12 protein-coding genes and 2 tRNA genes are annotated in these 12687 nt (G+C 47.0%); 10 read left to right on the forward strand and 4 right to left on the reverse strand.

Annotated features, from left to right (window positions below):
• Positions 1-191 precede the first annotated feature (191 nt).
• Positions 192-268: transfer RNA gene (locus J3B89_RS11005), tRNA-Met, on the reverse strand.
• A 154-nt stretch (positions 269-422) separates the two neighbouring features.
• Positions 423-499 (reverse strand) — tRNA-Met (locus J3B89_RS11010).
• Between the two features lie 205 nt (positions 500-704).
• On the opposite strand from J3B89_RS11010, the gene rlmKL reads away from it, so the two are divergent.
• From rlmKL to rmf, 5 genes are all read left to right on the forward strand, one after another.
• Positions 705-2819, forward strand: coding sequence for a bifunctional 23S rRNA (guanine(2069)-N(7))-methyltransferase RlmK/23S rRNA (guanine(2445)-N(2))-methyltransferase RlmL (rlmKL, locus tag J3B89_RS11015; RefSeq protein ID WP_215397620.1), 2115 nt, complete (start codon positions 705-707; stop codon positions 2817-2819).
• Between the two features lie 3 nt (positions 2820-2822).
• The gene (locus J3B89_RS11020; protein ID WP_215397621.1) at positions 2823-3059 is read left to right on the forward strand and encodes a glutaredoxin family protein; all 237 of its coding nucleotides are present in this window, start codon (positions 2823-2825) and stop codon (positions 3057-3059) included.
• A complete protein-coding gene (uup, locus tag J3B89_RS11025; RefSeq protein ID WP_215397622.1) occupies positions 3059-4960 on the forward strand; it encodes an ATP-binding cassette ATPase Uup in 1902 nt (633 codons plus the stop codon). Before J3B89_RS11020 ends, uup begins: the two co-directional genes overlap by 1 nt.
• A gap of 26 nt (positions 4961-4986) precedes the next feature.
• Complete coding sequence (locus J3B89_RS11030; RefSeq protein WP_215397623.1) at positions 4987-6726, forward strand: DUF3466 family protein; 1740 nt, start codon at positions 4987-4989, stop codon at positions 6724-6726.
• A 268-nt stretch (positions 6727-6994) separates the two neighbouring features.
• Positions 6995-7177, forward strand: coding sequence for a ribosome modulation factor (rmf, locus tag J3B89_RS11035; protein WP_068238104.1), 183 nt, complete (start codon positions 6995-6997; stop codon positions 7175-7177).
• Positions 7178-7259: 82 nt separating this feature from the next.
• Here the strand turns inward: rmf and fabA are convergent, their stop codons facing one another.
• Complete coding sequence (gene fabA / locus J3B89_RS11040) at positions 7260-7772, reverse strand: bifunctional 3-hydroxydecanoyl-ACP dehydratase/trans-2-decenoyl-ACP isomerase (protein ID WP_215397624.1); 513 nt, start codon at positions 7770-7772, stop codon at positions 7260-7262.
• 145 nt (positions 7773-7917) lie between these two features.
• Between fabA and J3B89_RS11045 the strand changes: the two genes are divergently transcribed.
• From J3B89_RS11045 to J3B89_RS11055, 3 genes are all read left to right on the forward strand, one after another.
• Positions 7918-8175 carry a hypothetical protein gene (locus J3B89_RS11045; RefSeq protein WP_092792933.1) on the forward strand — a complete coding sequence of 86 codons (258 nt, stop codon included), beginning with the start codon at positions 7918-7920 and terminating at the stop codon, positions 8173-8175.
• Between the two features lie 83 nt (positions 8176-8258).
• Entirely contained in the window at positions 8259-9116 is an 858-nt protein-coding gene (locus J3B89_RS11050; protein ID WP_215397625.1) for a 6-carboxytetrahydropterin synthase, read from the forward strand.
• Positions 9079-9891, forward strand: a complete 813-nt coding sequence (locus J3B89_RS11055) for a M23 family metallopeptidase (protein ID WP_215397626.1) — start codon at positions 9079-9081, stop codon at positions 9889-9891. Before J3B89_RS11050 ends, J3B89_RS11055 begins: the two co-directional genes overlap by 38 nt.
• On the opposite strand, the gene J3B89_RS11060 is transcribed toward J3B89_RS11055, so the two are convergent.
• Positions 9888-11666, reverse strand: coding sequence for a M61 family metallopeptidase (locus J3B89_RS11060; protein ID WP_215397627.1), 1779 nt, complete (start codon positions 11664-11666; stop codon positions 9888-9890). The two genes, J3B89_RS11055 and J3B89_RS11060, sit on opposite strands and share 4 nt — an antisense overlap.
• A gap of 100 nt (positions 11667-11766) precedes the next feature.
• Between J3B89_RS11060 and J3B89_RS11065 the strand changes: the two genes are divergently transcribed.
• Together J3B89_RS11065 and J3B89_RS11070 are read left to right on the forward strand one after the other, a co-directional pair.
• Positions 11767-12117 (forward strand): HIT domain-containing protein, encoded by a 351-nt coding sequence (locus tag J3B89_RS11065; RefSeq protein ID WP_215397628.1) that lies wholly within the window; start codon positions 11767-11769, stop codon positions 12115-12117.
• Positions 12118-12215: 98 nt separating this feature from the next.
• Positions 12216-12614 carry an acyl-CoA thioesterase gene (locus tag J3B89_RS11070; RefSeq protein ID WP_215397629.1) on the forward strand — a complete coding sequence of 133 codons (399 nt, stop codon included), beginning with the start codon at positions 12216-12218 and terminating at the stop codon, positions 12612-12614.
• Positions 12615-12687 lie beyond the last annotated feature (73 nt).

Here is a 12687-nt window from a genome sequence, read left to right on the forward strand (position 1 = left end):
ATCTTTGTGAAGAGCGAACCGACGACCTTCGGGTTCCCCGAATTCCAGACACAAAAAAACCTACGTTAAAGTAGGCTTAGATGTTGGTTGCGGGAGCCGGATTTGTAGACCTTCGCCTCGCGGTTATAAAGAGGAGCCCGAGGGCGAATAACAGGCACAAAAAAACCGACTTTATGAGTCGGCCTTTAAGTTGGTTGCGGGAGCCGGATTTGAACCGACGACCTTCGGGTTATGAGCCCGACGAGCTACCAGGCTGCTCCATCCCGCGTCCGTAACTTAACACCGAGCAGAGTGTGTTAAGTATTTGTTTGCAATGCCGTTTCAACGTTAATTTGGTTGCGGGAGCCGGATTTAGACCTTCGCCCTGTGGTTATAAAGAGGAGCCCGAGGGCGATTCACTATAACTACTTTTACAATCAATTTGGTTGCGGGAGCCGGATTTGAACCGACGACCTTCGGGTTATGAGCCCGACGAGCTACCAGGCTGCTCCATCCCGCGTCCGTCATTGCGGGGCGCATCTTAGTGTTTTTAACAAAGCCATGCAAGCCTTTATCTGCTTTTATTTTTAAGATGTTGTTTAACTGCTGCTTTGTTAAACAAAGCGCCGTTTTTTGCTGCAGTTTGGCGTTATTGCAAAAACTCAAACGGATAAATACCACATTCTGCTATACTGACGGCCATTTTTGACAGGGGTTTGGGTAGCATGCTGGAATTCTGGGCGTTAACGTCTAAAGGGGTAGAAGAACTGCTGGCGGATGAAATCCGGCAGTATGAAGGCGACGTTATTAAAGTGACTATGGGCGTGGTACGCTTTCGTGCCGATTTACGCGTCGGATATCAATTATGTTTATGGTCGCGCCTGGCTACCAGGGTTTTGCGCCTGATACAATCTGAACCGGTAACAGCTGACAGTGATTTATATCAGGTAGCCGGTAAGATTGACTGGTTGCAGCATATGGCATTACGCAACACGCTTGCAGTGGAATGTGTTGGTAAGCACCCGAAAATTGATAATACGCAGTTTGGCGCTATCCGTCTGAAAGACGCTATTGTTGATCAATTCCGCGAAGAAACCGGCAACCGGCCCGATGTAGACCGGATGGACCCGGATGTGCGCTTTCAGGTGCGGTTAGATAAAGCGCATTTTCACTTTTTGCAGGACTTTTCCGGCCCGTCATTGCACCAACGCGGCTATCGCGCCGGACAGGGCGAAGCCCCGCTTAAAGAGCATCTGGCAGCAGCTTTGTTAAAGCGTTCAGGCTGGCAGGCAGAGCAACCCTTATTCGACCCGTTTTGCGGTAGCGGCACTATTGTTGTAGAGGCTGCGTTAATGGCCCTGAATAAAGCACCGGGTTTAAACCGTGAAAAGTTTGCCTTTGAAGGCTGGCCCGGTCACCGTGATGCCATCTGGCAGCAACTAAAACAAGAAGCCAAAGCGGCGCAGCGTGTTTTAGCCAATAGAGTGCAGTTTTGGGGTTCTGACATTGATGAACGTAATCTAGCCAAAGCGAAGCAAAATGCTGCCCGTGCCGGTGTTGCAGCTTATGTGCAGTTTGATTATGCCGACGCTACAGCATTAAAAACAGCAGTAAGCAATCAGGCTGGTATTATTGTTACCAACCCGCCTTACGGCGAGCGGCTGGGCGATTTACCCTCATTAATACCGCTGTACAGTAAGTTTTCATTAGCGTTAAAGCAGCATTATCAGGGCTGGCGTTTAGCTATTATTACGTCCAACACCGATTTACTGCGGGCGCTGCGTTTATCGAAAAGCAAAAGCTATAAATTTACTAACGGCCCGCTTGATTGTGATTTCACCCTGTTTGATTTAACCGAAAAACAGGTCGCGCTAAGCTCTGACGCGCCGGCGCTGTTTTTTAATGAAAGCAGCTCTTTTGGTAATCGCCTGGCGAAAAACGTCAAGCAGTTGCAAAAGTGGGCAAAAAAAGAAGGCTTAAGCTGTTACCGTTTATATGATGCGGATATTCCGGAATATAACGTAGCGGTAGACTGGTACGACGGCGAAGTGGTGGTGCATGAATATGCCGCACCGGCTACTGTAGACGAGCAGGTATCGCAAAAGCGTTTATTTGATGTGGTTAACCAGGTGCCGCAGGTGTTGGGTATCAGCTCCGATAAAATGATTTTAAAAGTGCGCGAAAAGCAAAAGGGCACGTCGCAGTATCAGGCGCTGGCCAAAGCCGGGCAGTATAAAGAAGTTAATGAGTACGGCGCTAAGTTTTTAGTAAACCTGCGAGATTATCTTGATACCGGTTTATTTTTAGACCACCGCATTACCCGGCGGATGATCCAGCAGCAGGCCAAAGGCAAAACGGTGCTAAACCTGTTTGCCTATACCGGCAGTGCTTCTGTGCATGCCGCTATTGGCGGTGCAGCAAGTGTAACAACAGTAGATATGTCGAACACTTATTTAGACTGGGCTAAACGCAACTTCACTATCAACGGTTTAACCGGCAAACAATATCAGTTTGAACAGGCTGATTGCTTGCAATGGCTAAGCCGCTGCCGCGCTCAGTTCGATTTGATTTTTGTGGACCCGCCAACCTTTTCTAACTCGAAACGGATGCAAGACAGCTGGGATGTGCAGCGCGATCACGTTAACTTATTAAATATGCTAACAGCAAGGCTGGCACCGGGTGGCAAAGTGATTTTCTCTAATAATAAGCGCCGCTTTAAAATTGATGCCCAGGCACTTTTGGATGCCGGCTGGCAGGTAAAAGATATCTCGGCAGCAACCTTGCCGGAAGATTTTAAGCGCAACCCGAATATTCACGTGTGTTTTGAGTTAACCCGGTAACCTATGCGCCCGGTATTTACTTTATACAGCACCTGGGGTTGCCATCTGTGTGATGAAGCTGAACAGTTGTTATTGCAGGCTGGCCTTGAAGGCCGGTTTCAGGTTATTGATATTGTAGATGATGCGCAGGCTTTTGCGCGTTACCGTTTGATGATCCCGGTATTGTGTCTGGGAGATAACGAATTGTGCTGGCCTTTTGATGCGTACCGGCTGGCAACATGGCTTAAGGATGTACAGTAGTGGAATTATTACGTTTTCAGCAAGCCTGTCTGGCTTTTGGCACACACCCGATACTGGATCATGTCGATTTCAGTTTATTCAGTGGCGAACGGGTATGTTTGGTAGGCCGGAACGGAGCAGGTAAGTCGTCATTGCTAAAATTGCTGACCGGTCAGCAAAATCTGGATGACGGCCAGATAGTGATTAATACCGGAGTGGTATTAAGCCGGTTAGAGCAAGACCCACCGGCGAAAATGGAAGTGAAAATTGCTGACTTTATCCGAGAAGGCGCCGGTGATCTGGCACAGATAGCGCAGCAATTTTATACCTTGTCAGAAAATTTAGACGGCGCTTCAGATGCAGACTATCGCTTATTTGAACAATTACAAAGCGAAATGGATACCCGCGATGGTTGGGGGTTGGAATCCCGCGTTGCTGATTTATGCCAACAGTTTGAGATGAACCCCGACGCCAGCTTAGCCACTTTATCCGGCGGTTGGTTACGTAAAGCTGCGCTGGCACGGGCACTGATTGCCAAGCCGGATATTCTGTTGCTGGATGAGCCAACTAACCATTTGGATGTGGCCGCTATTCAGTGGCTGGAGCAGTTTTTGCTGAATTTTTCCGGTGCTATTATTTTTATCTCGCACGACAGGGCCTTTATCCGCGCTTTAGCCACCCGTATTATTGACCTTGATCGTGGCCAGTTAACCTCGCATCCGGGGAATTATCAGGAATACCTGACGCGTAAACAAAAAATGCTGGAAGATGAGCAGCAACATAATGCGCTGTTTGATAAAAAGCTGGCCGAAGAAGAAGTGTGGATCCGCCAGGGCATTAAAGCGCGCCGTACCCGCAATGAAGGCCGCGTACGGGCACTTAAAGCACTACGCCGTGAACGGGCCGAGCGGGTAGAGAGTCTCGGCAAAGTTGATTTTAATATCGAGCAGGCCGATCGCTCCGGCAAGCTGGTATTTGAAACCAAAGCCATCAGCTGCGGCTTTAACGGTAAAACCGTTATCGATAAATTAAACTTGCTGGTAATGCGTGGTGATCGCATTGCGTTGGTAGGCCCCAACGGAGTGGGTAAATCAACCCTGATTAAGTTGTTATTAGGCGACTATAAACATGACAGTGGCGACATTAAGCGCGGCACTAATATTGAGGTGGCGTATTTTGATCAGCACCGTATTGCGCTGGATTTAGATGCCACGGTACAGGATAACGTAGCTGAAGGTAAGCAGGAAATTACCCAAAGCGGTAAAACCCGCCATGTGCTGAGTTATCTGCAAGATTTTTTGTTTCCGCCAGCCCGTGCCCGTACACCGGTAAAAGCGCTGTCTGGAGGTGAAAAAAACCGCTTATTACTAGCCAAACTGTTTGCCCGGCCAAGTAACCTGCTGATCCTGGATGAACCGACTAACGATCTGGATGTTGAAACGCTGGAACTGCTGGAAGATATTTTACAGCAGTATCAGGGTACCGTATTGCTGGTAAGCCACGACAGGGAGTTTGTAAACAACACTGTCACCAGTTCACTGCTGTTTGCCGGAGAGGGGCGTATTATTGAAATTGCCGGTGGTTATGATGATGTTATTGCTTATCAGCAACGTATGCAGGCACCTGCAGTTACAACACAGAAAGTGACAAAACCATCACAGAGCGTAACAGAAGAAATACCGCCACAGGCTTCTGTTGGCAGTGCTAAGAAGTTATCATACAAAGAACAACGTGAGTTAGAACAACTGCCGGCTTTGTTAGAACAACTGGAAAGTGAGCTTGAGGCCTTACAACACAAAGTAAATGACGCTGACTTTTTTAAACAAACTACAGAGCATACGCAAACCACGTTGAACCAACTGCAACAGATCGAGTCGAAGCTGGCGCAAGCGTATGCACGCTGGGAAGAATTAGACGCATAAAATTGAAGTATATTTAGGGGCTCCGAATGAAGTTATCACGCATCAGTCTGGCGATATTGCCGCTGTTAAGTCTGTGTTCTGTACAAGCGGCCGTTTATAACGTCGTTGAGATTGGTGAAGTAAGTGAAGTTAAATCAACCTATGCCTCGGCCATTAACGATGCCGGAAGTATCGTTGCAAATGGTGCCTTAAGTACCAATACATCGGGTAACGGTAATGCTTTAGGTGCGTTTAATTTTCCGTTAGATCTGGATGTTATCGATTTCGAAAACACTGCTGTAACTGCTGTGCTCACGGATGAACAAATTGCCGATGCAATAAACGGCAATATTGACGCCAATATCCTGAGTATTTTACTGAGTGTTAATCCGGCCAATCAACAAATTGGCTACTCATTGGCTTATACCACCGGCATTGATGGCATTTTAGAAAACCTGCCGCTACGTGATGTAACGCAAAAACGTAGCAACAGTGAGTATTTGTATGACATAAATAACTCTGGGGTAGCAGTAGGCACTGCGTCTTCGCCTTTTACATTAGAAAGCTTTACCGCAGAACCTACAGACACTACACCAGATCCTGAAGAGCAGGACATCTGGGTGCCTGAGTTGCCTTATCGGGCTGGAATGGTGGTACGCGACGGTGAAATTATAACAACACCTCCCGCCTATGATGAACTGGGCGGTGGTTACACTGTTGCCCGTTCTATCAGTAATAATGGTTTAATAGCTGGTTTTGGCAGCAGCGGTATGACGGACGCTACCAAAGAAGCCATTGAGGAAGCCTGTACCGGCGCTTCAACGCCGGTAGATTTGTGTTTGTATAACCGGGCTATAGCCGGTAGCTACCAGGAACGCGGTATGGTGTGGCAGTTACAGGCTGATGGCAGTATTGCAGAACCTGAAGTACTGGGTTTTTTAGGTGACAAGAACACCGGTGTTGCTTATGAAGGCGAAGGTAATAATGCCGTAACCTATTACAGCCAGGCTAATGCAGTAAATGACAATGGCATTGCCGTTGGTTTATCTATGTATACGGACTCCGATCGCATCGAGCGCTATTCGTCTGTTGATGCAATTTACCGTCAGGCACATGCCAGTATTTTTGTTGACGGGCAGGTACTGCCTATTGTTGATCCGAAAGAGTGGTATTTTATTAACGCCCAAAGCATAGGCAGTAATGCTATAGCCATTAATAACAATGATATTATTGTTGGTTATGCACGAAAGTTTATTAACAGTGCTGTGCGCAGCAAAATGTTTTACCACGACTACAGCTCAGGCCAAACCCGGTTTGTTGATGGTTTCTTCTCCAGCTCAACAACACTACCAAAAGCTATTAATGACAGCAATCAGGTGGTAGGTCAGGCTGAAGTGATTCTGGGGGGCACGACTACCCGCAGAGGTCATGGTTTTATTTATGACATCACTGCTGACAGTTTTACTGATTTAAATGCATTAATTGGCTGTAACTCGCCGTATACCGTAGTTGATGCAACTGATATTAATAACAATGGCGATATTCTGGCCACCGCGCTGATAATGAAAGAGCGTAAAGATTCTCTGGGTGAAGTCATTGTTGATGCACAAGGCAACCCTTTACAGGAAGAACTAGCCGTGACAGTTAAATTACAACCGGTAGCCAACGGTGAGCCGGAAGACTGTTCTTCAGAACAAACAGAGTATGAACGTAAAGGCGGTACTGCAGGTTTTGGCTGGTTAATGTTAAGCGCAACCTTAGTTTGGTGGCGCAGGCGTAAAGTGTAATGACATTAAAAAAGCTGCTTCGGCAGCTTTTTTAATGTCTGTAAGGTTGTAGCAGTTTTATAGTTATAAAGGCTGGCTGCTTAGTGTAATTCGATATAAATAAATCTGTCATCAAATCTTAAATAACTTCAGCTTGTTAGTCCTTGTCAAGCTTTTAATCTGTCTATTTCAGATTGAACCTTTTATCGCTGTCAACTATCAATTAAAGGGTAATCGCAAACTGATTTGCGGTTATTTTTTATCACATATAGTTGAGGAAGACCGCCGTATGAAAAGACAAAAACGTGATCGTCTGGAACGTGCTCATGCTCAAGGTTATCGTGCCGGTGTAACCGGACGATCAAAAGAAATTTGCCCTTATCAAGGTTTAGATACGCGCTCACAATGGTTAGGAGGCTGGCGCGAAGCCATCGAAGATCGCAATGTTGGGCTGTTTAATAAAGGTCAGTAATTTTTTCCGGTAAGCCCAGGCATTAAAAAAGCCCCGTCAGGATAACTTGCGGGGCTTTTAGCATTTAATAATACTGCCTCTGTTAAAAACTGGATGTATCCTGAAACAAACCGACTTTAAGATCGGTAGCGGCATAAATGTCACGGCCATCCACACTTACCACACCATCGCCAATGCCCATATAGAGTTTGCGCTTGATTACACGCTTCATATTAATGGTGTAAGTCACTTTTTTTGCAGTCGGCAGCACCTGACCGGTAAACTTTACTTCACCCACGCCCAGTGCGCGGCCTTTCCCCGGGCCGCCGCACCAACCCAAAAAGAACCCCACCAGTTGCCACATAGCATCAAGCCCCAGGCAACCAGGCATTACCGGGTCGCCTTTAAAATGACAGGCGAAAAACCACAGGTCTGGTGTAATATCCAGTTCAGCAATAATCTGGCCTTTACCGTACAGGCCACCTTCTTCTGAAATATGGATAATACGGTCCATCATCAGCATATTGTCAGAGGGTAGCTGGCTGTTGCCTTCACCAAACAGTTCACCATTGGCACAGGCGATCAAATCTTCTTTTGTAAAGCTATTCTTAGTCATGTATGTTTAATCCGTTGAAAATACCGGGCCACTTTAGCGAACACTTGTACGCCAGACAAGTCCGATTTGTATTAAGTCTTAATTTTGTGCGTCAGGCAGTTAACTGCCTGAGAGTATGACAGTGTTATTGCCAAAGAGTGACATCATGACAAATTCGAGTGGAAAAGCGCTGACCAATGCAGAAAAACAGCTGCGCTATCGTGAACGGCAGAAACAATCCGGCAAAAAAGAGCTACGTGGTTATCTGACACCGGAAGCCTTAAGTTGCTACCAGGAAATTCAGCAAAAAACCGAGTGGAGCGACAGTGTTTTACTCAGCAATGCTATCCGGCTGATGTATGCTGCACATAAATGTGGCCAGGTGGGCATTTTAAACAGTTGGTTAACCGAGCATAAGCGGTGATTTATTGGCATAGCCGGTGTTGCAGGTGCGTGTTCAGCGGTATAATGCCGACAGAATATGCCTGAGTAACCAGAGAGCTTTTAATGATTTTGTTTGTACGGGATCTTACCGTTATTGATTTTTCTTATCTGTGTGCCAAACGCGGTATGTTGGGTGAAAGCTATATTGTTGACGTAGAGCTGCACGGCGGTCTGGATCAAACCTCGATGGTGTTAGATTTTGCCAAAGTCAAAAAAGTGATCAAACACGCTATAGATCAACTGGTGGATCATAAGCTGGCTGTACCGGCCTTATCTTCGGCCCTGACGATGGATAGCAGCGCCGGTTTACAGCGCATAAACTTCCTGTCAGCACGTGGCCGCATCAGTATGGCGGCACCGGCGCAGGCCATTGCAGCTGTTTCCAGCGATGAAATTAATGAACACAGCATCACTGAGTTTTTGCAACAGCACATTACACCTTTGCTACCGGACAATGTGCAACAGCTGGTTTTTACTCTGCGCCCTGAAGCCAGCAACAGTTTTTATTACCATTACAGCCATGGTTTAAAAAAGCATGATGGCAATTGTCAGCGTATTGCACACGGCCATCGCTCAACCATTCAGATATACACCGACGGTATGTTAACGCCGCGGTTAAATAAATACTGGTGTGAACGCTGGCAGGATATTTATCTGGGCTCTGCTGAAGATTTATGCAGCGCTGCTGCTTTACAGCATCTTACTGCCGGTACTGATGACTATAGCTTCCGCTATCAGGCAGCACAGGGCTGGTTTGAGCTGACCATACCCAAAACTCATTGCGAAATTGTACCCTGCGATACCACTGTAGAATGTCTGGCAGAGTATATTGCAGCAGAGTTAAAACAACTGGATAACACCAGACAATATAAGGTAGTTGCTTATGAAGGCGTGGGCAAAGGCGCTATCGCTGTTAGCTAGTGTCAGCTTTGCACTATTCGCCCAACCCGCTTTAGAGCTGGAAGGGCAATTAGCCCAGGGTAGCCTGCTGCGTGGTAAGGCTGAGCCGGGCAGTAGGGTTTTTTTTAATGACATTGAACTGCCATTAAGCAGCGATGGCCGTTTTGTGTTTGGGATTGGCCGGGATGCGCCACTTAAGCATCAGCTTACCGTGCACCTCAACGGTGAAAAACATACTAAACCGTTAACCTTTACTGCGCGCCAGTATGATATTCAGCATGTTAATGGTGTGGCACAAAAGTACGTTACGCCACCAGCTGAAGTAACTGAGCGTATCCGCCGTGACAACCAACAGGTACGCGCGGTACGTAATACAGTTTCCGGCCTGCCGTTTATTTTTGATACACCCATCATGCCGGCCAAAGGTCGCATTTCCGGTGTTTATGGCAGCCAGCGGGTATTTAACGGTGAGCCACGAAATCCACACTATGGCCTTGATGTTGCTGCGCCGGTTGGTGCACCTGTTGTCGCGCCGTTAAGTGGTAAGGTATTGTTAGCACAAGACTTATATTATTCCGGCTTAACACTGATCATTGATCATGGTTTTGGTATCAGTTCTACCTTTATGCATTTAAGCCGCTTTGATGTTGCTGTTGGCGATAATATTGAGCAAGGGCAGAAAATTGCCGAAGTAGGGGCGACCGGAAGAGTAACCGGCCCGCACCTGGACTGGCGGATTAACTGGCAGCAGGAACGGCTTGACCCGGCACTGCTACCGGGTTTGCAGCTGCCTTAACCTGGCAAAACCTGTTGTAGCCAGCTATCGTACAGCTGTTGTTCCGCTACGGTAAGCATTGCGACCTGTTGTGCTGCAGTATTTAATGTCAGTTGACTTTGCAGCAGGCGATCTTTGCGGTAGAAATGCACCGTTAACGTACAACCGGCAGGATAACGTTTTAGCAGCTGCGGCAGGCTGGTGGCGCTGATTTTACGGTTATCCAGAGCTAACAGCTGATCTCCGCTCATTAAACCGGCCTGATGTGCGTTACCGCCAAGATAAACCTGTGTTAACTGTAACAGGCCATTTAGCTGTTTCGTTTGGGCACCAATAAAGGGTATATTTTCAGCACCGGCTTCACCACCGAAATCATCACTATGCTGCATCGGCCGGAGTGTTAATGTCAGGCCAAGTGCCGGCAATAGTTCTGCCAGTGGCAGTGACGCAGCTTGTGTTAGCCAATTATCAGTTTGCGTGGCAAGTTCAGCAAAGCCGAGCTCTGTCAGAACATTATGCAGCGCATTGTCTGGCGTACCAGATACCAGATATCGTTGCCACAACTGGCGCACAACGTCATCCAGTGAGCTATTGCAACTGCGCAGGCTGGCATCCAGACATAAAGCCAGTAAGGCGCCTTTGGCATAATAACTTACTACGGCATTTACGGCGTTTTCATCTTGCTTGTAAAATTTGGTCCAGGCGGTAAAGCTGCTGTCTGTAAGGCTTTGCTGATTATCGCTTGGGTTACGCATAACTTTTGAGATGGTTTTTTCCAGTGTCTTAATATAGGTTTTGCCGTCAATTAAGCCAGCCCGCACCAAGGCTAAATCATCATAATAAGAGGTAAAGCCTTCATATAACCAAAGTTGGCGGGTGTACTGCTCGGCTACCAGCTGATACTGCTGAAATGCAACAGGCTTTAAGCGTTTAACCCACCAGGTATGAAAGTACTCGTGGCTGCAAAGTGCTAACAGATTCTGGTAATTTTCGTCTACTTGAGTATGTTCCGGTGCAGGCAAATCAAAACGGTTGCACAGCAGTAAAGTAGAATTAAGATGTTCCAGGCCGCCGTAGCCATCCTCTGTTACCCACAGCAGAAACCAGTAGCAGGTTAAATCTGTCGGTAAACTGCCAAACACCTTAACCTGCTGCTGGCAAATTCGTGTCAAGTCGTCGGTAAAACGGCTAAGATCAGTCAAATTATCGCCGGTAACCACCAGATAATGGCTGATACCATTAATAACAAACTCGGTCAGTGCAAATTTACCCAACAAGATAGGGCAATCAATCAGCATCTGATAATTTGTTGCACTGTATTCGCCAAAGCTAAGAAAATCAGTACCTTGACTACGAGTTAAACCGGTGGCGACCCGCCAGTCATTCGTAACGCGTGACTGTGGCCTGCTGATGATGACATAATGTGGCAAGGTTTCCTGCATACTGACACTCAGACACAGGCAGGCCGGGTTTAACACTGCTACCTCATCATCAATGTAAGCTGCTCTCACTGATAAATCATAAGCATATAACTGATAACTAACCGTCACCGGGCTGTTGTTACATTGTATTTGCCAGCGTTGCTTATCCAGTTGCTGCAGTTCAAGTGTGCCTGATTTATCACAAGCGTTTATCGCAACAATGTTTCTGGCAAAATCACGGATCATATAGCTGCCGGGGATCCAGGCGGGAAGCATCAGTTCATGTACCGGTGAGCTGGGAGTGAAACTGAGTGTTACGGATATAAGATGGGCACTGACATCGGTTATATCAAACTGGTACTTTACAGATTTCATAGTGTTACTCTTTTAGCCGCTAAAGGTTTACCCTTTGCCTGCAGCGTTCTGCCGTATTAAGCTGGCTATTATGCCGCCAAAACCAAATAAGGAAAATGACATGGCAACAGAAACGGTATTCAGTAAAATTATCCGCCGTGAGGCGCAGGCCGATATTTTGTATCAGGATGATCTGGTTACTGCATTTCGCGATATCCGCCCGCGTGCGCCGGTGCATATTTTATTGGTGCCTAATCAGCTTATTCCAACTGTGAATGATGTTGAACCCAAGCATGAAGCCGCACTTGGCAGGCTGTTTACCGTAGCACGCAAACTGGCTGCAGAGCATGGTATTGCAGACAAAGGCTACCGGCTCATTATGAATTGTAACGCTCATGGCGGGCAGGAGGTTTATCATATTCATTTGCATTTGGTTGGTGGCAGGGCACTTGGCCCGATGTTGAGCCGGTAACGAAAGCCGCAACCAGGTATTTGTGTGCGATACTGTTGCAATTGGGCGCGGGTCTTATAGAATCGCCGCGTCTTTCACTGTTATAACCGGGTATTGCTATGAGTAACGAAGCGTTGATTGCCAAACGGATGGAACATGCGGTAACACGGGTCACAAAAACGGTGTTTCCCGGCCGGACTAATCACCACAACACCTTATTTGGCGGCGAAGCGCTGGCCTGGATGGATGAAGCTGCTTTTATAGCCGCTACGCGCTTTTGCCGTAAGCCTTTGGTTACCGTTAGCTCTGATCGGGTTGATTTTAAAGAATCCATACCTGCCGGCACTATTATTGAACTGGTGGCCAGAGTTGAACATGTTGGTCGTACCAGCATTCGTGTACATGTCGATATTTTTGTTGAACATATGTACGACGATGATCAACATAAAGCGATTTCAGGCAACTTTACCTTCGTGGCATTGGGGCCAGACAGAAAACCGACACCGGTATTAGGCTAAAGTATCAGGTTAATGCGATTAATACATATGCAAACACGGCCAGTGAACAGAGTTTTTGGCTGCTATTTGGTTA

Origin of the sequence: Rheinheimera oceanensis (genome assembly GCF_018831085.1) — a bacterium.
Lineage (GTDB): Bacteria > Pseudomonadota > Gammaproteobacteria > Enterobacterales > Alteromonadaceae > Alishewanella > Alishewanella oceanensis.